A 23304-nucleotide genomic window follows, 5' to 3' on the forward strand; every position below is an offset into this window, starting at 1 on the left:
ATTTATGGCCGACTGTTTATCTTTCCGTTCAACAGGTTATTTTAGTGATCTTATTTCAGATTATATCGAGCAAAACCAAGATTTAAAGCCGTTTTATAATAGATTTCCATCCATTGATAGTTTTAAAGATCAAATTACAGAAAAGCAGAAGGGTTATGATAATGATAACAGAAAGGTTTTAGTTGAAGTTCTGAAAGAACAATACCAGACCCTATCATCATCGGAGGACACGAAATCTCATATTGAATCCCTTCAAGAACCTTCTACATTCACAGTAACCACTGGGCATCAGCTTAATTTATTCACAGGTCCGCTTTATTTTCTTTATAAAATAGTTTCTACACTAAATTTAGCTAAATCGCTAAAGGAAAACTATCCAGATTTCAATTTTGTTCCTGTCTATTGGATGGCCACAGAAGACCATGATTTTGAAGAAATTAATTATTTTAATTTTCAACAAAAGAAGTTAGAGTGGAAGACCAATGCTGAAGGAGCTGTTGGTCATTTATCTACTGCGGGTTTAGACGAACTTAGCAAATCCATTGAAACAGAATTTGGGAAAAGTGATAATGCTGAATATCTAAAAAATTTATTTAAAGAGGCCTATCTAAACCACGAAACCCTTGCTGAAGCTACACAGTTTTTAGCTAACGAATTATTTGGAGACTACGGGCTGGTCATTTTGGATGCTGATGATGCACGCTTAAAGTCCAAGTTTGGTAAGCAAATAAAAAATGATTTAGTCTATCACACTGCTTTTCGTCAAATCGAGAAGCAATCAGATAAACTGTCTAAACTCGGGTATAGCGTTCAAGTCAACCCAAGAGAAATCAATCTTTTTTATTTGCATGAAAAAACACGATCTAGAATAGTCCAAAAAGATGAAAACTACTATGTGTTGGATACCGATTTGAAATTCACAAAAGCAGAAGTTTTAGAGTTGGTCGATCAACATCCAGAGCGTTTTTCGCCCAACGTAGTGTTAAGGCCGCTTTACCAAGAAGTGATTTTACCAAATTTAGCATACATTGGTGGAGGAGGTGAGTTGGCTTATTGGTTGGAGTTGAAATCTTATTTTGAAGCGGAACAGGTGACCTTTCCTTCCCTCGTTTTACGAAATTCAGTTTTGCTATACTCAGATAAAACCTCGAGTAAGCTCAATACATTAAATGCTAAAATTCAAGATCTCTTTCTTTCACCAGATAAGCTAGAAGCCATGCATACCAAAAAACTTTCAAAGATAGATATCGATTTTGGAAAGCAGAAGCAAGTTTTAGAAAAGCAATTTGAAGATTTATATGAGCTAGCTAAAAACACAGATAAATCATTTTACGGTGCTGTTGCAGCACAAGAGAAAAAGCAAAAAAACGGCCTTGATCATCTTGAGAAGCGTCTGCTAAAAGCACAAAAGCGTAGATTAAAGTCGGAGAATGAACTTGTTTTGAAGATACAAACGGTGTTATTTCCAAAGCGATCACTTCAAGAGCGATCTCTAAATTTTAGTGAAATCTACATAGATTATGGAGCGCGTTTGATTCCTAAATTAATGGAAGAACTGGACCCTTTTCAAATGAAGTTCCTCTGCCTAGAGTTAACCATTTACAACAAAAAACATTAAATTATGAAAAGCATGCACGCCGTAGACATGGATACTATCGAAATGACACTCGATATCATGAAATACGCTATCAATAGAATATCGAATACTTCTCCAGAGTTGGGTAAACCAAAACAGGAAAAAGAGCTTTTAAAACTTGTTGGAGATACCGTTACCAAAGAAGGTATTGGAGGTGAGAAAGCGTTTCAGTTGTTTAAAGATGTTTTGGTGAAAGCTGCTGTACCTGTAGACCACCCTCGACATTTGGCTTTTGTTCCTGCTGCTCCAACACGTGCTGCAGTGTTATTTGATTTGGTGACCTCGGCTGCAAGTATTCATGGCGCCTATTGGATGACCGGCGGTGGTGGTATTTTTTGCGAAAATCGAGCAATGGAGTGGTTGGTGTCTCTTACTGGAATGCCAGAAGGAACTTTTGGAGTTTTTACCAGTGGTGGAACTGCAGCCAATCTTTCAGCAATAGTGACGGCTAGAGAGTATTGGAGGTCTTTAGATGATGAAAATAAAGCATTGAAGGGTTTGATTATTACTTCTAGTGGAGCCCACTCTTCCGTTAAATCTATGGCGCAAGTTATTGATGCCGAAATTATTACTGTAGATAATAATGATGAACACAAACTCACACAGGAGTGTTTGGAAAAAGAAATCAAAGGTTTGTCTGAATTTGACAGGAAGCGGTTATTTGCTGTGGTAGCGACAGGAGGAACCACAAACGCTGGGATTATTGATGATCTGAGTGGCGTTGCTGAAGTGTGTGAACGCGAAAATTTGTGGTTTCATGTTGATGCTGCTTATGGTGGTGCAGCCTTGGCTGCTCCTTCAGTAAGGCATTTATTTAATGGTATTGAAAAAGCAGATAGCGTAACTATAGATCCTCATAAATGGATGTTCTCTCCTTACGATTGTGGAGCGATTATTTATAAAAATATGGATCTAGCTAGTAATGCCCATTCTCAAAAAGGAGCTTACTTAGATATATTTAAAGACGAAGGAGCTCAAGGGTTTAATCCATCAGATTACCAAATTCAATTGACAAGACGCCTTAGAGGCTTGCCTTTATGGTATTCTTTGGCAATGCACGGTACAGATCGATATACTGTAGCCATAGAAAGAGGTCTTGAATTAGCAAATAACGCTGCTAAACAAATTGAACAATTGCCTTTTGTAGAACTGGTTCGAGAGCCGGGACTATCCTGTGTTTTATTTTCTAGACTAGGGTGGACTGCAGAAGATTATAGAGAATGGACCTATACCAATCACGATAGTGGTTTCGCCTTAGTTACTCCTACCAAATGGACAGGGAAGGACGGTGAAATTACCTGTGCTAGGTTTTGCTTTATCAATCCAGATACGACTGAAAAGGACGTTAAAGAGATATTAGAGTCTATGAAATAAACCCTTTAAAAACAAGACCTCCTCATTTTCTAATGAGGAGGTCTTGTAAATTTAATTTATGTTCGTTAATAAGTGTGCTATAATTTCTGAATCGGAATTTCCACGAAAGTATCATCCCAACCCATCAAAAGGTCGGAGCCGTATTCGGTAGGTTTAAAAGTGACAGAGAAATCTTCAAGAGTAGCGGCTGTATTTCTTGCCTTTACGGTTGTTCTTAAAATATCTAAAGAGTCTTTATAGCTGTACGCTCCCCAAGTGTTGATTACTTTATTAAGGCTCTAGTTTAGGTCTGCGTTGATATTAAGTTTTCATATCTAGATTCGATTTGATTATACCGTTTCAATGTACCTAGAGCAATTGTTTCTTCCACAAAGGCGTTGGCTCTATCGCTTCTAGACTTTATATTTTCCTTTATTCGATACCAATTCATATATTGTTGTAGATATTTTGTTGATACTCCCCAAAAGGTATTTTCAATCCATTTTTTAACTCTATTGTGAGTAGAATTAACGTGTTGTATGTGATACTTTCCTTTTACTCTTTCTCCTTTTGATGCATTTACGATGTGGAACTCTGTTTCGCTATCTTTGGCAAACCCTTTATAACTGTGATGGGCATCGCTACACAATATGGTTATATCCTTTATAACACGTTTACCGATAGCATTTTCTATATCTACTTTTCCTATTCGACCGAGTTTAGCCACGCTAAGGTCTAATGTTGATTTTCTATCCTGTGTTACAATTACCGCAACTTGATCTTTACTTATACCTCTCTTTTTAGACTTACCGCCTCTTTTTCTTGATTCCCTATCTTTTACCTCCATACCTTTTTCTGATCTTAGGAAAAAGGTTTCGTCACTCTCTGTAATACCTGTAAAGTTGTCTTGGTCATCGTCATTTTTAGTATCGAATGAAGCTAATATCTTATGACGCCAATCAAAGGCTGTCTTTTTATTGATGCCTAATTCTGAACTTATTTTATCTAAACTTTTTTCTTGAACCATAAGACTTAAATAAGATGAAATCATATCCTTTCTTTGAAGTCCCGCCATCCAAGTGCCAGTATATTCAGTAAAGCTTCTATTGCAAGACTTGCACTTATAGCGCTGCGAGCCTTTGTCAACTCCAAAACGAACATATTTTTCATGTAAACAATGTGGGCATCCGCCCATTTTATTATCTAAAATATGGCGACGGGAAGCCCGCTCAACCAATTGATTATGCTCAAGTGAATCTGTAATATCCTTTAACAGATTATCACGATCTAGAGTGGATAGTGATAGTATTTCCTCTTTTAGATTATCTATGTTCATAATCTAAATATACATATAATAGCTGTATTAAACTAGAGCCTTTATTAATTATAACAACCCAGTTTTCTTTATTAGGAATGGTATATAATGTATAAGTGCCAGCTTTTACTTTTTCACTATTAAAAAGGACATCTTCATAAAATGTAATTTCTGTAGCTTCGTTTGCTCCTGTCCTCCATATTTTACCATAGGGAACTAAGTCTCCAAAGATAACGCGATTCTTCTTTTTTGGCCTGCTGTAAATTATTCTAGTCAGTGGGGAGTTGTCTTGATTCCTTGTGATTACCGCATCCATAGGACTTTTATCCAGATCTTTAAAATCTTGCGCAGATAAGGATACTGTTGTAAGCATAAGCACAAGGGGAAAACATAAGTTGAGTAATTTCATTTTTTTAATTTTTATCAAATTAAATCTATGGATTCTCCTTTTGAGTTTAATTTGTGTTAAAGTAATATATAATTTTACTAAAATTGGATTCTAAGCTGACATCATAATAATCTAAAGCAAAATACTACAATTGAAATTAACTTCAATAAAATCGATTTAAGTAGGTTAAAATCATCAGAAAACATATCCAATTTACTATATTTGTCTGTTGTTAATTTAATAAAAGTTATGAGCGAAGAAGTCAAAAAAAACAATTATTCAGCTGATAGTATTCAGGCTTTAGAAGGGATGGAGCACGTGAGAATGCGCCCATCTATGTATATAGGAGATGTTGGGGAAAGAGGTCTTCATCACTTGGTATACGAAGTAGTTGATAATTCCATAGATGAAGCTATGGGAGGGTATTGTGATAAGATTGACTTAGTCATTAATGAAGACGGATCCGTCACCACCTTAGATAATGGTCGTGGTATTCCTATCGATTTACATAAAAAAGAAGGCGTATCTGCTCTGGAAGTGGTTATGACCAAAATTGGAGCAGGAGGGAAGTTCGATAAAGATTCCTACAAGGTTTCTGGTGGACTTCATGGCGTTGGAGTTTCAGTTGTAAATGCACTGTCTGTTAAACTTCATGCTAGAGTGTTTAAAGATGGAAAAGTTTGGGAGCAAGAGTACGAAAGAGGGAAAGCCATCTATCCTGTTAAACCTACTGGAGATACCGAACATAAAGGAACGGAGATCACCTTTAAACCTGATTCTGAAATTTTTCAGGAGTCTGTAGAATTTAAATATGAAACACTTGCTAAGCGTTTAAGAGAGCTTTCTTACTTAAATAAAGGCATAAGAATATCTATAATCGATAAGCGTCAAACTAATGATGATGGCGAGTATAGACAGGATGAATTTTATTCTGAAGAAGGATTAAAAGAATTTATAAGGTTTATAGACCAAAATAGGGAGCCCATTATCACCGATGTAATCTCTATGGAAAGTGAAAAAAATAATATTCCCGTAGAAGTTGCTATGGTGTATAACAACTCGTATAGTGAGAATTTACATTCTTATGTAAATAACATCAATACCCATGAGGGGGGAACACACCTCTCAGGATTTAGGAGAGGCTTAACCGCAACTTTAAAGAAATATGCAGATAATTCTGGTCTTCTAGATAAGTTGAAATTTGAAATCACAGGTGATGATTTTAGAGAGGGACTCACCGCGATAGTCTCTGTAAAAGTGGCTAACCCTCAATTTGAAGGACAAACAAAAACTAAGTTAGGAAATAGAGAATTGACTTCTGCTGTATCTCAAGCAGTTACCGAAATGCTGGAGATTTATCTTGAAGAAAATCCTAATGATGCTAAAACCATTGTGCAAAAAGTCATGCTTGCTGCACAGGCAAGACATGCTGCTAAAAAAGCGCGTGAAATGGTTCAGCGTAAAACCGTCATGAGTGGAGGGGGACTTCCAGGTAAGCTTTCTGACTGTTCAGAACAAGATCCAGAAGCTTGCGAAGTATTTCTAGTAGAGGGTGATTCTGCTGGTGGTACAGCTAAGCAAGGACGAGATAGGAAATTTCAAGCTATTTTGCCACTTAGAGGTAAAATTCTGAATGTTGAAAAAGCGATGCAACATCGTGTTTTTGAAAACGAAGAGATCAAGAATATTTATACGGCTCTTGGTGTAACTATAGGTACTGAAGAAGATAGTAAAGCCTTGAACCTTTCCAAATTAAGATACCATAAAGTAATTATAATGTGTGATGCGGATGTGGATGGTAGCCACATTGCCACACTTATCCTGACGTTCTTTTTCAGATATATGAAAGAGCTTATAGAAGCCAGTCATATTTATATCGCTACTCCTCCTTTATATTTAATTAAAAAAGGAAGTAAAAAGCGTTATGCTTGGAATGAAAAAGAAAGGAATGAAATTGTAAATGAATACAAGACTTCAGTGAGCGTTCAACGTTATAAGGGTCTTGGAGAGATGAATGCAATACAACTTTGGGATACCACTATGAATCCTGAAAACAGAATTCTAAGACGCGTTACTATTGTTGATATGGCTGAAGCGGATAGGATTTTTTCAATGTTGATGGGAGATGAGGTCCCACCTCGTAGAGAGTTTATCGAACAGAATGCAGTTTATGCGAATATTGATGCTTAAATAAATATATATCATGAAACTTTATAAGCTTTTACTTTCTTTAACTTTCTTTATTACATTTTCAGTGACTTATTCACAGAATGGTCTTGAGAACCTCTTATCTTCTGGTTTAGAAGATGCCAATAGATTTATGAATTCTTATACAGAACCAGGTTCTGAAGCTTTAATTTATAGTCTTTCTAATGGGTGGTATAATTCAGCTAAGGTCAAAGGGCTTGGTGGTTTTGAGATTTCATTTATCGCAGGAGTTTCTCAAATTCAAGATAAGAACACAAGGTTTACCTTAAATGAAAATGACTACGATTTTTTAAGATTCGCTTCTGGGCCAAGTGAACAGGAGGTCGGTACTTTATTTGGTCAGAATTCCCCTGACATTAATATGAACATTTTAGAGGGAAATCAAACTATAGGTTCAATCTCTTTACCGCAAGGTCTTGGTTCAGAAAACATAGAATACATTCCTAATCTAATAATTCAAGGTAGTGTAGGTCTTCCTTTTAGTACAGAACTCAAGTTGAGGTTTTTACCAGAAATTGAGACTAAAGATGTTACTTCCCAGTTTTATGGTGCAGGATTACAGCATGAGTTTACAAATTGGATTCCTGGCTTAAAGCTTTTACCTATTGCATTCTCTGGTTTTGTAGGATACAACAGTTTTGAAGGAGAATACAAGTTTTCTGAGCAAAGCACTCTTATTTCTGGCACCAATCAATCCATTTCTACCGATATCGACTCTTGGCACTATGCAATTTTAGTTTCTACAAAACTACCTATTATTAATTTTTATGGGAGTATAGGTGGGGTTTCAGGCTCTGCAGTTACGCGATTAAAAGGGGAATATAATATCAATACTGGCGTTTCAGAAATCCAAGGTGATACTCTTATAGATCCTTTGCGTTTAGATGCCTCAGTAAGTGGTTATAGAGCAACTTTAGGTACAAAATTATCATTGGCTTTTTTCAGACTGAATATCGATTATAGTTTTCAAGAGTTCAATAGCCTAAATGTTGGAATTAGCTTTGGAATTTAGTTACTAATTATATAAAACAATTAAAGATGAAAATTACAGTAGTAGGTGCAGGTGCAGTAGGCGCTAGTTGTGCAGAGTATATAGCCATAAAAGATTTTGCTTCAGAAGTAGTTCTGCTTGATATTAAAGAAGGCTTTGCCGAGGGAAAAGCTATGGACTTAATGCAAACTGCAACGCTCAATGATTTCGATACTAAAATTACAGGAACCACTGGAGATTATTCAAAAACAAAAGATTCTCAAGTGGCGGTTATTACCTCTGGAATTCCTAGAAAACCAGGAATGACTAGAGAAGAACTCATTGGAATTAATGCTGGAATTGTGAAAGATGTTGCTACTCAATTGGTAAAGCATTCTCCTGATGTTACAATTATAGTCGTAAGCAATCCAATGGATACGATGACTTATCTTGCTCATAAAGAACTAGGACTTCCAAAAAATAGAATTATTGGAATGGGAGGTGCCCTAGATAGTGCAAGATTCAAATATAGATTAAGTGAGGCATTAGGCTGCCCTGGTTCTGATGTTGAAGGCATGGTGATAGGAGGGCATAGTGATACCGGAATGCTTCCGCTAACCCGTTTAGCCACTAGAAATAGTGTGAGAGTAACTGAATTTTTATCAGAAGAGCGTTTGAATCAAGTGTCTGAAGACACAAAAGTTGGAGGAGCCACTTTAACGAAGTTGCTTGGCACAAGTGCTTGGTATGCTCCAGGAGCTGCGGTTTCTTCTCTTGTTCAATCTATAGTTTGTGATCAAAAGAAAATGTTCCCTTGTTCTACTTTATTAGATGGAGAATATGGTCTAAAAGATCTTTGTATTGGTGTTCCAGTTATCATTGGAAAAAATGGAATTGAAAAAATTGTTGAGATAGATCTCAATGATGCCGAAAAAGAAAAACTTAAAGAAAGTGCAGAAGCTGTGAGAAAGACAAATGGTCTTTTAGAGTAAGTTTCTGATTCATATAACCTTAAACCCGACTTAGGTCGGGTTTTTTGTTTGTTTTCGATATCGATTTGGGCTTTTGACCACAAAAAAAGATGACTCAAAAGTTAAAATTATCTTTAATAAAAAAATTGCCATTTCTATATCGAAAACCTATATTTGCCTGATTTAAAACAAGACACTAATAATTTTAAGAATGCAGAATAAAGGACTCATTAAACTATTTGCTGTACTATTTGCTTTGGTAAGTATTTATCAATTGTCATTTACTTTTATAGCGAGTAACGTTGAAACAGAAGCAGAAATTTTCGCAGAAAGTGAAATACCAGAAAGTGTAGAAAACTTTACACAGGAAAGGAATAATGCTGCCGAACAGTATCTAGACTCCATTGGGAATGAGTCAATCTTTGCAGGTATTAGCTACAATACTGCAAAAGGTAAAGAGCTCAATAAAGGCCTGGACTTGAAGGGTGGTATCAATGTTATACTTCAAATATCGGTCGGTGATTTATTAAAAGGATTAGCTAACAATTCAAAAGACCCCGCTTTTAACCAAGCTATAGCTGATGCTGGCGAAGCAAGGAAAAATAGCCAAGATAGCTTCTTGGAATTGTTTTATCAGGCTTTTGAAAGTAAAGAAGGAGCTAGTTTAGCTTCTCCTGATATTTTTGGAACTAAAGCTTTATCCGATGAGGTAAGCTTTGACATGGAAAACAGCAGTGTGAAGCCAATTATCAATAGAAAAATTGATGAAAGTGTGACTTCAGCTTTTGAGGTCTTGAGAGAACGTATTGATAAATTTGGTGTTACACAGCCTAACATTCAACGTCTTGGAGATTCTGGAAGAATTTTAATTGAACTTCCGGGGGCTAAAGACATCAGCAGAATCCAAAACCTTTTGCAGAGTACAGCCCAGCTTGAATTTTGGGATGTTTATAGAGCTAATGAATTCTCGGATTATTTAGTAACCGCAGATGCTATTGTTTCTGAAAATATTAAAAGTGAGACTGAAAAGTCTGAAGAGACCCAAGTAGAAGCTGATGAACAAGAAGAGACTGAAACTGATGATTTAGAAAGTTTACTTTCTTCTGAAGATGAAGAAATTGAAGATTTTTCAAAGTCTAATCCTCTTTTGAGTTTGGTTCAGACTGTTGGACAACCTCAAGGCCCTATTATAGCTTATTTTGCTATAAAAGATACTGCTAAAGTGAATTCTTACCTATCAATGCCTCAGGTTAAATCTCAATTGCCTGCTGGTAAAAAGTTCGCTAAATTTGTTTGGGGAAAACCAGCAAAGGATTCAGAAATAATTGAATTATACGCCTTGAAAGGCAATAGAAATAACGAGCCACAATTAAGCGGTGCTGTAGTTACAGATGCCCAACAAACTTACGACCAAGTAGGTCGTCTGGCAGTGAGCATGCAAATGGATGGACGTGGTTCTAAAATCTGGGAAGACATGACAGGTAAAGCGTCATCTCAAGGCTCTCAAATTGCTATCGTCTTAGACAATATAGTGTATTCTGCACCAGGTGTTTCAAGTGGTCCTATAACTGGAGGTAGAAGTGAAATTTCAGGAGAATTTTCTATTGAAGAGGCGCAAGATTTAGCGAATGTTTTAAGAGCTGGTAAGCTTCCTGCTTCAGCAAATATTGTACAAAGTGAGATAGTAGGACCTTCTTTAGGTCAAGAAGCTATTGACAGTGGAGTTTTATCTTTTGGAATCGCTCTTATTTTTGTTCTTCTTTACATGATTTTCTATTACGGAAAAGCTGGGATCTATGCTGATATTGCTCTAGTTGTAAACATTTTATTCATATTTGGAGTTTTGTCTGGACTTGGAGCTGTTCTTACCTTACCTGGTATTGCCGGTATAGTCCTTACCATTGGTATGTCTGTAGATGCAAACGTTCTTATCTTTGAAAGGATAAGAGAAGAGCTTGCAAAAGGCAAAACACAAGCCGAAGCGATTAGCGACGGTTTTAAAAATGCGCTGTCGTCTATACTTGATGCCAATATTACCACAGGCCTTACTGGATTAATTCTTTTGACTTTTGGTACAGGACCTATTAAAGGGTTTGCAACCACTTTATTAATCGGTATCGTCACTTCATTATTCTGTGCGATTTTCTTAACCCGATTATTTATTGCTGGAGGAGGGAAAAAAGGTAAATCTTTACCATTCTCTACAGGTATAACTAAGAATTGGTTTTTGAATATTGATATCGATTTCTTAAAGAAAAGAAAAGTTGCTTATATCATCTCCGCGCTAGCTATACTTATCAGTATAGGTTCTTTAGCTACCAAAGGCCTTAACCAAGGTGTAGATTTTGTTGGAGGAAGAAGCTATACAGTAAGATTTGAGCAACCAGTAAACCCTACTGAAATCCAAACTAAATTGGTTCAAGATTTACTGAGTGTAGAAGCAAAAACTTACGGCTCTTCAAGTCAGCTTAAAATAACAACTAATTATAAAATCGAAGAGGAAGGAACGGTCATAGATGACGAGATTCAGGCCATTCTATTTAATAATTTAAAAGAGTACCTCCCAGGAGGAATGATATTAAAATCTTTTAAGGTTGGTGAATCTGGAAATGATGAAAAAGAGTTTGGTATCATGTCTTCTATAAAAGTGGGACCAACGATTGCAGACGATATTAAGACGGCATCTTATTATGCTATTATTGGGTCTCTTATCGTTGTTTTCTTATATATTCTTTTGAGATTTAGAAGATGGCAATTTTCTCTAGGTGCCGTAGCTGCTGTTATTCATGATGTCATTATAGTTCTAGGTCTTTTCTCACTACTCTCTAACGTATTACCGTTTAGTTTAGAAATAGATCAAGCATTTATTGCTGCGATTCTTACGGTTATTGGTTATTCTTTAAACGATACCGTAGTTGTTTTTGATAGAATAAGAGAGTACTTCAATGAGCATCCAACTTGGAAGATGCATAAACTGATTAACTTAGCGGTAAGTTCTACGATAAGCAGAACAATTAATACCTCTTTAACCACACTCGTGGTATTGACTGCTATTTTTATTTTCGGTGGAGATAGCATTAGAGGATTTATGTTTGCTCTTATTATAGGAGTGGTTGTAGGTACATATTCTTCCGTATTTATTGCAACGCCTGTTATGTTTGATTCAGTAAATAAAAAAGGAATTGATCTAAGTACAACTGTAGCTGAAGAAAAAGGCCAAGTTAATGCGTAACACAATAATCTTATAATTCCATAAAAAAAGCCTTGAAATCATTTTCAAGGCTTTTTTTATGTCTAGTTCGTATGAGATATAGCTACCAGCGAATGATAACACTTCCCCAAGTGAAACCACTTCCAAAAGCAGCCATAACTACTAAGTCTCCTTTTTTAATCCTTCCTTCTTCCCAAGCCTCCGTGAGCGCTATAGGGATGGAAGCTGCCGTTGTGTTTCCATATTTTTCGATATTGTTAAGGACTTGGTCATCCTTCAAGCCTAATTTCTTTTGAATAAATTGAGAAATCCTCAGATTCGCTTGATGAGGAATAAACATATCGATATCCTCCTTGGTTAAGTTATTGAATTTTAAGCCTTCTTCAATCACTTGAGAGAATCTTGAGACTGCATGTTTAAAAACAACCTGTCCATTCATTTTTGGAAAGTAAGGAATATCTTCTTGCGAGTTTTCAGCGATGATTTCTGGTACCCATTTCTCAGTCGACGGACCTCTTAAAGATAATTCGTCAATATATTCACCTTCCGAGTGTAGGTGTGACGATAAAATTCCTGACTCATCGTCACTTCTACCCAAAATAGCAGCACCTGCACCATCACCAAATATGACAGATACGTGGCGACTTCTATTGGTCATGTCCAGACCACCACTATGGTTTTCACTTCCAATTACAAGCACATTTTTATACATACCTGTTTTTATAAATTGATCGGCTACAGAAAGTCCATAAACGAAACCACTACACTGGTTTCTAACATCCAATGCAGGACAGGTTTTGATATCCAATTCTTTTTGAATCTGAACACCACAGCCAGGAAAGTAATAATCTGGGCTTAACGTTGCGAAAACGATAAGCTCTATATCATCTTTGTCAATTTTCGCTCTTTCAATAGCCAGTCGAGCTGCTTTTAAGCCCATTATTGCAGTAGAATTTCCATCTCCTTTTTTAATATGGCGTCTTTCTTTTATGCCCGTTCGTTCTTGAATCCATTCATCGGAGGTATCCATGACTTTACTCAAGTCCTCGTTGGTAACGACGTGCTCAGGGACAAATTTTCCTAAACCTATTATTTTTGATGTATACATTGAATTATATATTTAGCAACGCAAGTTACTTATAATTGAGGATTCCTTAAGATTAAGACCTAAAAAAAACGCTCTTCTACTAATTTTCAAAGAGCGTTTCTCAATCAACTTAATCAATAATCTTTAGATGATTTACATATATTTCTTGTAATCATTAATATCAACCTTTGCATTCAAATCGTGAAGCAAATTATAAAGACCAAAAAACGTCCGGTTAATATAAAGGAAATGCTTACTTCCTCTGTTACCATTCATTTTTCTTAATTCTTTATCACTACTATACTTTTCGCTTAATCCTGAAATCTTAGACCAAAATTCTGAATCTCCAAAGTCAAATGTGTCTTTATGAAATGGACTGGTGAATAAACTAAGCATCTCGTGAAATAAAGATGAGAAGTATTCGATTTCCCTTTCAGAATCATCGAGTCTTATGATTTCTAATTCTTTAAGTTTTTCAAAAAAGAATTCGGGATTATTTATATTTTCAGGTATTGCCAATTCAAAATAGGGTGTGTAAAACTGAAGTGGAATCGTTTTGATACATCCAAAATCGATGGCGATTAAATTATGGTCTTTATCGATTAAGAAATTTCCTGGATGTGGATCAGCATGGACTTCCTTAAGTTTGTGAAATTGGAACATATAAAAGTTCCAAAGGGTCTGTCCTATTGAATTTCCTGTTTCTTCACTAAATTCCAACTTAACAAAATCACTTAAATGTTTACCATCCATCCAGTCCATGGTAATAATTCGCTCACTCGATAAATTCTCGTAATACTTTGGAAACTTCAAGTTCGGAATTACTGCACACGCTTTAGAAATACGTTGGCTCTGTTCAACCTCAAGGATATAATCTGTTTCCTCTATGAGTTTATCTTCAATTTCTTTAAAGTATCTTTTAGAATCTTCACCTTTTAAGTTAAACATCCTCGTCGCTATAGGCTTAACCATAGCAAGGTCAGAACTAATGCTATCTGCTACTCCTGGATATTGAATCTTTATAGCGTACTTATTCCCATCTTTTTCAGCCCTGTGAACTTGACCAATACTCGCTGCGTTTACTGAATCTGCAGTGAATTTGTCGAAGATTTCTTCTGGGTACTTACCGTTATACTTTTTGAACGTTCTTCTAACTAAAGGCGCAGATAATGGAGGAACACTAAATTGAGCTAAACTAAATTTTTCCACATAGGCACTTGGCAATAGACTTTTGTCCATGGATAGCATCTGTGCTACCTTAAGCGCACTCCCTTTTAGATTTTTTAATCCATCATAAATATCGTTGGCATTGTCTTCATCCAGACTATCTCTAGTCAATTCAGGATTGAAGGCTTTTTTGGAATAATATTTTAAATAATTAGCACCAACTTTAGTCCCTGTTCCAATCAATTTTGAAGTACGACTAAATTTGCCTGTGGGTATTTTATCAATTGTTTTCATCGCTTATTTCATTGTTTCTTTGTAAAGGAATTTTCCGAAATCGAAAACCTTTTCAAGAGGGGTATTATCAAGTACGTCAAAAATGGTGTTGACGGATTTTTCAATAGCAACATCTGTTTTTTCAAAATCTGCTGATTTATCATCTTTCCAGAATTTCAACAGAAATAAAAATTGAATCCATGCGGCTTCAGAATAGATAGATTCATTTCGTTTTAGAAAGCTGTAAGACTTCTCATCATTGTCATCTTCTATCAACTCCTTTGCAAAAGATTTGATATTTCTACGCAAGCCTTTTAATTGTTTTAAGTTCTTAAGCTGATCTTCATTTTCCTCAAGAACATAAAGTACGTAACTTCTATTAGCAGTCAAAATTTCAAAGAAGGTAAAAAAGAAGGTGAGCATTTTCTCTCTACTTCCATAATTAGCAACTTCTTCATTTTGATTCATCAGGGAATGGGCATTATCAAAAAAGGATTCCCAGATATCTTCCCTTAGGGCTTGAAAATTACCGAAGTATTTATAAAAATCTTTCTCTTCAAATTTGTTATTCTTAGCAAACTTATAAACCGACCTAGGAATGTGTTCATGCTCTAAGACATGATCCATATAATAAGTTATGATGTCGATCTTAGATAAGTTCTTTTCAACTTTAGGTTTGGTTGCCATAATATTAAATTTATATACAAATATAATTATTGTTTGATTTTCATGGTTTAACTTTAAACGAAATCTTTTGTTAAATCTACTGTCCTTATGTCAGATTGTCACAAAAGCATTAGCGGTATTTAGTTTGCTATTGATTAGTAAATTAAAAATAATATATATGGCTACCGGTAATATTAACGTTTCAGTAGAAAACATTTTTCCACTGATTAAAAAATTCCTTTACAGCGATCACGAAATATTCCTAAGGGAATTGATTTCCAATGCAACTGACGCGACTTTAAAGCTGAATCATTTGATTAGAATTGGTGAGGCTAAAATTGAAGCCAAGCATCCTAAAATTGAAATCAAAATTAATAAAGAAGACAATACACTTCATATTATCGATGAAGGTGTAGGAATGACTAAGGATGAAGTTGAAAAATATATTAATGAAATTGCTTTTTCAGGTGCTGAAGAATTTTTAGAAAAATATAAAGATTCCGATTCGAAAGATACGGGGATTATAGGTCATTTTGGTTTAGGCTTCTATTCTGCCTTTATGGTGGCTAATAAAGTCGAGATCAAAACCAAATCTTGGAAAGACGAGCCAGCAGCCCATTGGACTTGTGAAGGGACTACTAAATTTAGCTTAGAAGAGTCTGATAAAACTGATCGCGGTACTGAAATTATTCTTCATATCAATGATGACGAAAAAGAATTTCTAGAAGACCAAAGGATCACCGAACTTCTTGTGAAGTACAATAAGTTTATGCCTATTTCCATTAAGTTTGGAACAAAGGAAAAAGAACTTCCAAAGGCTGAGGATGCTAAAGAAGAGGATGAGCCAAAAAAAGTGACTGTAGATAATATTATCAACAATCCTAATCCAGCTTGGACTAAGCAACCTACAGAACTTGAAGATGCAGATTATAATTCATTTTATAGTGAATTGTACCCAACTCAATTTGAAGAGCCTTTATTTCATATTCACTTAAACGTAGATTACCCGTTTAACTTGACAGGGATTCTCTACTTTCCAAAATTGGGTAACGACCTATCTGCACAAAAAGATAAAATTCAACTGTATCAAAATCAGGTTTATGTCACAGACAATGTAGAAGGCATCGTACCGGAATTTTTGACGATGTTGAAAGGTGTTATCGACTCACCTGACATTCCTTTAAATGTTTCTAGGTCTTATTTACAAGCAGATGGTGCTGTCAAAAAGATTTCTAGTTATATCACTAGAAAGGTTGCCGATAAGTTGAAATCCATATTCAATGATAATAGAGAAGATTTTGAAAAGAAATGGAACGACATCAAAGTAGTGATAGAATATGGAATGCTTTCTGAAGACAAGTTTTTTGAAAAAGCCCAGAGCTTCGCTTTATATCCAACTACAGATGAAAAATTCTACACCTTAGAGGAACTGAAAAATGAGATTTCAGAACTGCAAACGGATAAGGAGGATAAGCTAGTAATTCTTTATGCTTCAAATAAAGATACGCAACATAGCTATATTAAAAGAGCTGAAGCTAAAGGGTACAAAGTGGTCTTGTTAGACTCTCCTATCGTATCTCATTTAATTCAGAAAATAGAACAGGAAAACGAGCAAAAAGTTTCTTTCGTTAGAGTAGATAGTGATCACGTTGAAAACTTGATTAAAAAGGATACTGAGCAAGTGTCTAAACTTAGCGATGAAGAAAAAGAAACCGTTAAGACTAGTTTCGAAACTGTAGTTCCTAAAGAACGCTACACCGTACAGTTGGAAGCGCTAGATTCTGATACTGCTCCAGTAGTGATAACTCAGCCTGAGTTTATGCGTCGAATGAAAGAGATGCAGCAATCCGGTGGCGGAGGAATGTTTGGAATGGGAAATATGCCAGAAATGTACAATTTAGTGGTAAACACCAACAACCCATTGATCTCTAAAATTCTGAAAGCAAAAGAAGATTCTAAAAAAGAAGCTCTAATTAAGCAGAGTTTAGATTTAGCACTTCTTTCTCAGAATTTATTAAAGGGAGAAGAATTGACGAATTTCGTTGAGCGAAGCTTCAAAATGATTAAATAATACAAGATTTCATATTAAGTTTTAAAAACCACTTCCTCGGAAGTGGTTTTTTTATTTCAAGATCTCTGACTACCAACGAGACTTTTAAAGATTGAAATAGAATTTGATTGTATGCCATATTTGAAAGAAAAATTGCTGCAAAAAAAATCAGATTAAATTTCTAAAGAAGCTGTTTAAAAACCTGAAATTTTGTCACCTTCTCCCAAGCTTATTGAGTTTCAAGGTCTACGTTTTAATTAATTGAGATTCTGAAATAAATTCAGAATGACAAAATTTTAAGTTTTTAGAAAGTTTTTTTATTTTTAAAGATAGCTGGTGTCCATGTGACTTTTAAAGGTTGAAAAAAAATCTGATTGTGTGCACTATTTAAAGGATAAATGGACATATGGTTCTGTATTGAACCAAACAAAAGCCATTTGATATTGCAAAGAAAGATTATCTAACTATCTTTGCACGAAATTAGAAAGAACGATGATAAATATTACTTTACCTGATGGAAGCGTAAAGCAGTTTGACAAAGGATCAACACCTATGAATGTTGCTTTTAGCATAAGTGCGGGATTAGCTAGAAACGTCATTTCTGCTAAGTTTAATGATAATGTTGTCGAAACTATTACGCCGCTTGAAGAGGATGGTAATTTAGTTCTTTTAACCTTTAAGGATGATGACGGTAAGCAGGCTTTTTGGCATTCTACCGCTCATCTTTTAGCTCAGGCTATTACCAAACTATACCCAGGTGTAAATCTTACCATTGGGCCTTCGATAGATAAAGGATTTTACTACGATGTAGACCCTAATGGTCAATCAATTTCTGAAAATGATTTTCCTGAAATTGAAAAGAAGATGCTCGAACTCGCTAGAGGTAAGCATGACTTCCAGATGCATCCTGTATCGAAAACAGAAGCCTTAGAGTATTACAAAACAAAAAACAACCCTTATAAAGTTGAGCTTATAGAAAACCTCACCGACGGCGAGATTACTTTTTGTGACCACGATGATTTTACAGATTTATGTAGAGGCGGACATATTCCAAATACAGGCTTTATAAAAGCTGTTAAATTGATGAACATTGCAGGAGCTTATTGGCGAGGCGATGAAAATAATGCTCAACTGACTCGGATTTATGGAATTTCATTTCCAAAACAAAAAGAGCTTAAAGAATATCTAGAACTTCTAGAAGAGGCCAAAAAAAGAGACCATAGAAAGCTGGGGAAAGAATTGAAGTTGTTTGCATTTTCTCAAAAAGTGGGACTTGGTCTTCCTTTATGGTTACCAAAAGGGGCAGCGTTAAGAGATCGTTTGGAGAAATTTCTAAAAGATGCTCAAGAAAATGCAGGCTACCAACCGGTTGTATCACCTCATATAGGACAAAAAGAATTATATATGACTTCTGGTCATTTTCAGAAGTATGGAGAAGATAGTTTCCAGCCTATAAAGACACCTCAGGATGGAGAAGAATACCTTCTTAAGCCTATGAATTGTCCTCACCACTGTGAAATCTATAATGCACAAACTTGGAGCTATAGAGATTTACCACAAAGGTATGCGGAGTTTGGAACAGTGTATAGATATGAACAAAGTGGTGAACTACATGGGCTTACTAGAGTAAGAGGATTTACACAAGACGATGCTCATATTTTTTGCACACCAGAACAGCTGGATGAGGAATTTAAGAAAGTTATAGATTTAGTGCTTTACGTATTTGGGTCCTTGGGATTTGAAAATTTCACGGCTCAAGTCTCTTTAAGAGATCCGGAAAATCCATCAAAATATATAGGATCTGATGAAAACTGGAAAAAGGCAGAATCTGCCATATTAAATGCGGCAGAAGAGAAAGGACTAACCTATAAAATTGTAAAAGGTGAAGCTGCATTTTATGGACCTAAGCTCGATTTTATGGTCAAAGATGCTTTAGGAAGACAATGGCAACTCGGAACTATACAAGTTGACTATAATTTGCCGGAACGTTTTGAATTGGAATATAAGGGAAGTGATAATGAAATGCATAGGCCTGTGATGATTCACAGAGCACCTTTTGGGAGTCTAGAACGTTTTATAGCTATCCTAATAGAGCATACTGGCGGAAATTTTCCGCTATGGTTGATGCCTGAACAAGCTACTATCCTATCAATCAGTGAGAAATATGAAAATTATTCTAAAAAAGTTTTAAGTTTACTTAAAAAACACGAAATTCGCGCTACTTTTGATAACAGAGGAGAAACCATGGGCAAGAAAATCCGTGAGGCTGAAATGAACAAGACACCTTATATGCTCATCGTTGGTGAATCTGAGGTTGAAAATGAAACGGTTTCTGTAAGAAAACATGGAGGTGAAGACTTAGGTCAGATGTCCATTACAAGTTTCGCTGAAATTATAAATGCACAAATAGATAAAGAAATCTATAAATTTGAAGTTTAATTAAAAAATTATATAGCCATAGCAATACGTAGAAAAAAATCAAGACAGTCACCGAGGCAGATAAAAGAGAACCCTCATAAGATCAACGATAAAATAAGAGCTCCAAAGGTTCGTCTTGTTGGTGAGAATGTGAAAGTAGATATCTATTCCTTAAAAGAGGCTCTCGCCATGGCGGAAGAGCAGGAACTCGATTTAGTTGAAATATCTCCAAAAGCAGATCCTCCTGTTTGTAAAGTTATGGACTACAAGAAATTCTTGTATGAACAAAAGAAGCGTGAAAAAGTTCTAAAAGCAAAGACAACTCAAGTTGTTGTGAAAGAGATTCGCTTTGGTCCCAATACCGATGATCACGATTATGAATTTAAAAAGAAAAATGCAGAGAAGTTTCTCAAAGATGGAGCTAAACTGAAAGCATTTGTATTTTTTAAAGGTCGTTCCATCGTTTTTAAAGATAAGGGACAAATTTTATTACTTAGACTTGCTCAAGATTTAGAAGATCTGGCCAAAGTCGAACAAATGCCGAAACTAGAAGGGAAAAGAATGATCATGATTCTTGCTCCTGTTTCAAAAAAATAATTGCGATAATTCCAAATACAGATCCAAATGCCAAAGATGAAAACAAAATCGAGTGCTAAAAAGCGTTTTAAAATTACCGGTACAGGTAAAATAAAACGTAAACATGCATTCAAAAGTCACATTTTGACCAAAAAGTCAAAAAAGAGAAAATTGAAGTTAACGCATTCTACTTTAGTTGATAAAGCAGACGTACGTAGCATCAAAACTCAATTACGCTTAAAATAAGACAACAGGTTACTATTATTAATCCATGGAGTTAGGCTCATAAAATGTTTATTATAAACTGCCTACTACAAAAAACATCAAATTATGCCAAGATCAACAAATTCCGTCGCTTCCAGAGCCAGACGTAAAAAAATAATGAAGCAAGCCAAAGGTTACTTCGGACGTCGTAAAAACGTTTGGACAATAGCCAAGAATGCAGTCGAAAAAGCAATGTTATATGCTTACAGAGACCGTAAAACCAAAAAGAGAAATTTCAGATCGCTTTGGATCATTAGAATTAATGCTGCAGCAAGATTGCACGGATTATCTTACTCTCAATTTATGGGAAAAGTAAAAGCTCACAACATAGAGTTAAACAGAAAAGTTCTTGCTGATTTAGCAATGAACAATCCTGAAGCTTTTAAAGCTGTCGTAGATAAAGTAAAATAATTTTAATTAATTATTATCGCAATTTAAAACCTGTTCTTATCGAACAGGTTTTTTATTTTAATTTAGTCTAATCATTTATAAAGAGATATTCTCAACAATTTCAATAGTATGATACGTTAAATCCTTAATTTAGTAATGAATGTTTAACTAAAAAAAATAATTATGGCTATTAGATTTGCGAATAACTGTGGAAACTGTAAGCACTTAGTAGAAAATGCATTTTGTAGTCAACATAATGTTATGGTGTCTTCAAAATATACCTGTGACCAGTTTAAAATGAAAGCAGCTCTCAAAAATGAGAGGAGTTGCTCAGATTGTAGTAAATATGAATCTGAATTATGTGCTCATCCTAAAAAGGCAGCTCCTGGAATGCTTTGTAACTCCTGGAGTCCTGAATAAAAATACAATTTTCTATCTAAAATCTTTAAACTAGCTGAAATATCGATTTGTATTTTTTAGTTTAGAGCTATGAAAGATCAACTAGGTAGAGGACTCCATTTTGAAACTATTCCCCAACGTCTAGTTTGTCTAGTTCCAAGCTTAACAGAACTACTTGTAGATTTAGGGTTAAGGTCAAAACTAGTAGGCGTGACCAAGTTTTGTGTTCATCCAAAAGATATTAAAGAGAGTGCTGAAATTATTGGTGGTACCAAAAATGTAAAGTTGGATAAGATCAAGGCCTTACAACCTGATTTTATTTTAGCCAATAAGGAAGAAAACACTTTTGAAGATATTGACTTGTTGTCAAATGAACTCAAAGTTTATGTAAGTGACATAAATAATCTAAAAGATTTAAAAGGTTTAATTTCAGATATATCCTTTCTGTTTGGTGTCGCGGAAAAAGGACGACAGCTGATAGAAGATATTGAAAGCCAATTTCTAGATTTTCAAAATTTCATAAAGAATAAACCAAAACTTAAAGTCGCTTACTTTATCTGGAGGAATCCGTGGATGGTTGTTGGGTCTTCAACTTTTATCAATTATATGTTGGAGTTAAATAACTTTGAAAATGTTTATGCTCACCTTCAACGTTATCCTGAAGTCGATATTAAGGCTCTTAAAAGAGTAGATTGTGTTTTGCTATCCTCAGAACCATTTCCATTTAAAGAGGGCCACAAAACGGAATTACCAGTTGAAGATCGTAACATAGAAATTGTAGATGGAGAATACTTTAGTTGGTATGGTTCGAGACTTGTAAAAGCCTTTTCCTATTTTAAATTATTGAGAGACAAATTATAAAATTATAACATGATTTTCGGTTATTTGTCTTATCAAGGCTAAACTTATTATATTTGCATTAAAAACTTGATAAACCACTCTATATATCATCATGACACTTCCCAACAATGGGTCACTTTTGTTCATGGTGCTGGTGGAAGTTCATCTATTTGGTTTAAGCAATTAAGAACATTCCGTGTTCATTTTAATATATTACTACTTGACTTGAGGGGGCATGGGAACTCTAAACCTAAACTTCAAGATTCGCTTAATGAAAATTATACTTTTGATGCTATTACAGATGATATTATTGAGGTTTTAAACTTAAATGACATTGAGAAATCACATTTTGTAGGAATTTCTTTAGGGACTATCTTAATAAGGAATTTAGCCGAGAATTACCCTAATCGAGTCTCAAGTATGATTATGGGAGGCGCTATTATGAAAATGAATGTAAGATCTAGATTTTTAATTAAAGTAGGCGTCATCTTTAAGTCAGTTGTCCCTTACATGATTCTTTATAGATTATTTGCATTTATCATCATGCCGAGGAAAAACCATAAAAAATCAAGAAATCTCTTTGTAAATGAAGCAAAAAAACTTTATCAAAAAGAATTCATTAGATGGTTCAAGCTGACTTCTGAAATCAATCCATTATTAAAATTCTTTAGACAAAAGCCAATTGATATCCCTTCTCTGTACATGATGGGAGAACAAGACCATTTGTTTTTACCAGCGGTTAAAAAGATTTCAGAAACTCATAAGGAAGCCAAGTTATTTATAGTGAAGAACTGTGGACATGTAGTTAATGTAGAACAGCCTAAAGTATTCAATACTCAAGTGATCGACTTTATAAAAAGCCTCGAATACCCAAACGCGTCTTTGAAATTGGTTTAATTTTGGAGGGCGAATACTCTACTTAATAATAGGAAAGATGATTCATTTATGTCATTCCTAATTTCAATTTCTTCCATTTTAATCAGTTGACAAATTCCCTTCAATACCTGTGAAGTCAGATAATCCATTAAATTAGGGTTGATTTCTTTTGTTTAAGGGTATTTGGATGTATCGCTGTATGATTGCTTCCTATATTTAATCAGATCTTACTTTCTTGAAGTTAGA

General features: G+C 35.1%; 21 protein-coding genes. 14 read left to right on the forward strand and 7 right to left on the reverse strand.

Annotation, left to right across the window (positions count from 1 at the left end):
- Positions 1 to 4: 4 nt before the first annotated feature.
- A complete protein-coding gene (gene bshC / locus P700755_RS12045) occupies positions 5 to 1618 on the forward strand; it encodes a bacillithiol biosynthesis cysteine-adding enzyme BshC (protein ID WP_015024936.1) in 1614 nt (537 codons plus the stop codon).
- Between the two features lie 3 nt (positions 1619 to 1621).
- On the forward strand, positions 1622 to 3010 hold the full coding sequence (locus P700755_RS12050) for a pyridoxal phosphate-dependent decarboxylase family protein (RefSeq protein ID WP_015024937.1): 1389 nt from the start codon (positions 1622 to 1624) through the stop codon (positions 3008 to 3010).
- A 77-nt stretch (positions 3011 to 3087) separates the two neighbouring features.
- Here P700755_RS12050 and P700755_RS19385 read toward each other — a convergent pair whose 3' ends face one another.
- The 3 genes from P700755_RS19385 to P700755_RS12060 are packed head-to-tail and all read right to left on the reverse strand — an operon-like array spanning position 3088 to position 4713.
- Positions 3088 to 3273, reverse strand: a complete 186-nt coding sequence (locus P700755_RS19385; protein ID WP_281015279.1) for a DUF2911 domain-containing protein — start codon at positions 3271 to 3273, stop codon at positions 3088 to 3090.
- 20 nt (positions 3274 to 3293) lie between these two features.
- Positions 3294 to 4325, reverse strand: a complete 1032-nt coding sequence (locus tag P700755_RS12055) for an IS1595-like element ISPto1 family transposase (protein ID WP_015022784.1) — start codon at positions 4323 to 4325, stop codon at positions 3294 to 3296.
- A complete protein-coding gene (locus P700755_RS12060; RefSeq protein ID WP_015024938.1) occupies positions 4312 to 4713 on the reverse strand; it encodes a DUF2911 domain-containing protein in 402 nt (133 codons plus the stop codon). Before P700755_RS12060 ends, P700755_RS12055 begins: the two co-directional genes overlap by 14 nt.
- A gap of 228 nt (positions 4714 to 4941) precedes the next feature.
- Here P700755_RS12060 and gyrB point away from each other — a divergent pair, with 228 nt between their 5' ends.
- The 4 genes from gyrB (at position 4942) to secDF (ending at position 12073) form a co-directional block, all read left to right on the forward strand.
- Complete coding sequence (gyrB, locus tag P700755_RS12065) at positions 4942 to 6882, forward strand: DNA topoisomerase (ATP-hydrolyzing) subunit B (RefSeq protein ID WP_015024939.1); 1941 nt, start codon at positions 4942 to 4944, stop codon at positions 6880 to 6882.
- Between the two features lie 13 nt (positions 6883 to 6895).
- Positions 6896 to 7912, forward strand: coding sequence for a DUF6588 family protein (locus P700755_RS12070; RefSeq protein ID WP_015024940.1), 1017 nt, complete (start codon positions 6896 to 6898; stop codon positions 7910 to 7912).
- A 26-nt stretch (positions 7913 to 7938) separates the two neighbouring features.
- The gene (locus tag P700755_RS12075; protein ID WP_015024941.1) at positions 7939 to 8862 is read left to right on the forward strand and encodes a malate dehydrogenase; all 924 of its coding nucleotides are present in this window, start codon (positions 7939 to 7941) and stop codon (positions 8860 to 8862) included.
- 190 nt (positions 8863 to 9052) lie between these two features.
- Complete coding sequence (gene secDF / locus P700755_RS12080; protein WP_015024942.1) at positions 9053 to 12073, forward strand: protein translocase subunit SecDF; 3021 nt, start codon at positions 9053 to 9055, stop codon at positions 12071 to 12073.
- Positions 12074 to 12155: 82 nt separating this feature from the next.
- On the opposite strand, the gene P700755_RS12085 is transcribed toward secDF, so the two are convergent.
- The 3 genes from P700755_RS12085 to P700755_RS12095 all read right to left on the reverse strand — a co-directional run bounded on the left by P700755_RS12085 (position 12156) and on the right by P700755_RS12095 (position 15266).
- The gene (locus P700755_RS12085; protein WP_015024943.1) at positions 12156 to 13160 is read right to left on the reverse strand and encodes a 3-oxoacyl-ACP synthase III family protein; all 1005 of its coding nucleotides are present in this window, start codon (positions 13158 to 13160) and stop codon (positions 12156 to 12158) included.
- A 132-nt stretch (positions 13161 to 13292) separates the two neighbouring features.
- A complete protein-coding gene (locus P700755_RS12090) occupies positions 13293 to 14600 on the reverse strand; it encodes an ABC1 kinase family protein (protein WP_015024944.1) in 1308 nt (435 codons plus the stop codon).
- A gap of 3 nt (positions 14601 to 14603) precedes the next feature.
- Positions 14604 to 15266 carry a TetR family transcriptional regulator C-terminal domain-containing protein gene (locus P700755_RS12095; protein WP_015024945.1) on the reverse strand — a complete coding sequence of 221 codons (663 nt, stop codon included), beginning with the start codon at positions 15264 to 15266 and terminating at the stop codon, positions 14604 to 14606.
- A gap of 157 nt (positions 15267 to 15423) precedes the next feature.
- Here P700755_RS12095 and htpG point away from each other — a divergent pair, with 157 nt between their 5' ends.
- The 8 genes from htpG (at position 15424) to P700755_RS12135 (ending at position 23079) form a co-directional block, all read left to right on the forward strand.
- On the forward strand, positions 15424 to 17316 hold the full coding sequence (gene htpG, locus P700755_RS12100; protein ID WP_015024946.1) for a molecular chaperone HtpG: 1893 nt from the start codon (positions 15424 to 15426) through the stop codon (positions 17314 to 17316).
- Positions 17317 to 17787: 471 nt separating this feature from the next.
- Complete coding sequence (gene thrS / locus P700755_RS12105) at positions 17788 to 19734, forward strand: threonine--tRNA ligase (protein WP_015024948.1); 1947 nt, start codon at positions 17788 to 17790, stop codon at positions 19732 to 19734.
- Between the two features lie 60 nt (positions 19735 to 19794).
- Positions 19795 to 20310 carry a translation initiation factor IF-3 gene (gene infC / locus P700755_RS12110; protein ID WP_257984588.1) on the forward strand — a complete coding sequence of 172 codons (516 nt, stop codon included), beginning with the start codon at positions 19795 to 19797 and terminating at the stop codon, positions 20308 to 20310.
- 27 nt (positions 20311 to 20337) lie between these two features.
- Positions 20338 to 20535, forward strand: a complete 198-nt coding sequence (gene rpmI / locus P700755_RS12115; RefSeq protein WP_015024950.1) for a 50S ribosomal protein L35 — start codon at positions 20338 to 20340, stop codon at positions 20533 to 20535.
- 84 nt (positions 20536 to 20619) lie between these two features.
- Positions 20620 to 20964: a 50S ribosomal protein L20 gene (rplT, locus tag P700755_RS12120; RefSeq protein WP_003441019.1), complete on the forward strand. Its 345-nt coding sequence runs from the start codon at positions 20620 to 20622 to the stop codon at positions 20962 to 20964.
- 162 nt (positions 20965 to 21126) lie between these two features.
- The gene (locus P700755_RS12125; RefSeq protein ID WP_015024951.1) at positions 21127 to 21363 is read left to right on the forward strand and encodes a hypothetical protein; all 237 of its coding nucleotides are present in this window, start codon (positions 21127 to 21129) and stop codon (positions 21361 to 21363) included.
- 69 nt (positions 21364 to 21432) lie between these two features.
- Complete coding sequence (locus P700755_RS12130) at positions 21433 to 22203, forward strand: helical backbone metal receptor (RefSeq protein ID WP_015024952.1); 771 nt, start codon at positions 21433 to 21435, stop codon at positions 22201 to 22203.
- Between the two features lie 66 nt (positions 22204 to 22269).
- The gene (locus P700755_RS12135; RefSeq protein WP_015024953.1) at positions 22270 to 23079 is read left to right on the forward strand and encodes an alpha/beta fold hydrolase; all 810 of its coding nucleotides are present in this window, start codon (positions 22270 to 22272) and stop codon (positions 23077 to 23079) included.
- On the opposite strand, the gene P700755_RS21325 is transcribed toward P700755_RS12135, so the two are convergent.
- Positions 23076 to 23222: a DUF4197 family protein gene (locus P700755_RS21325; protein ID WP_483474994.1), complete on the reverse strand. Its 147-nt coding sequence runs from the start codon at positions 23220 to 23222 to the stop codon at positions 23076 to 23078. The genes P700755_RS12135 and P700755_RS21325 overlap by 4 nt on opposite strands.
- Between the last annotated feature and the right edge of the window lie 82 nt (positions 23223 to 23304).

Origin of the sequence: Psychroflexus torquis ATCC 700755 (genome assembly GCF_000153485.2) — a bacterium.
Classification (GTDB): domain Bacteria; phylum Bacteroidota; class Bacteroidia; order Flavobacteriales; family Flavobacteriaceae; genus Psychroflexus; species Psychroflexus torquis.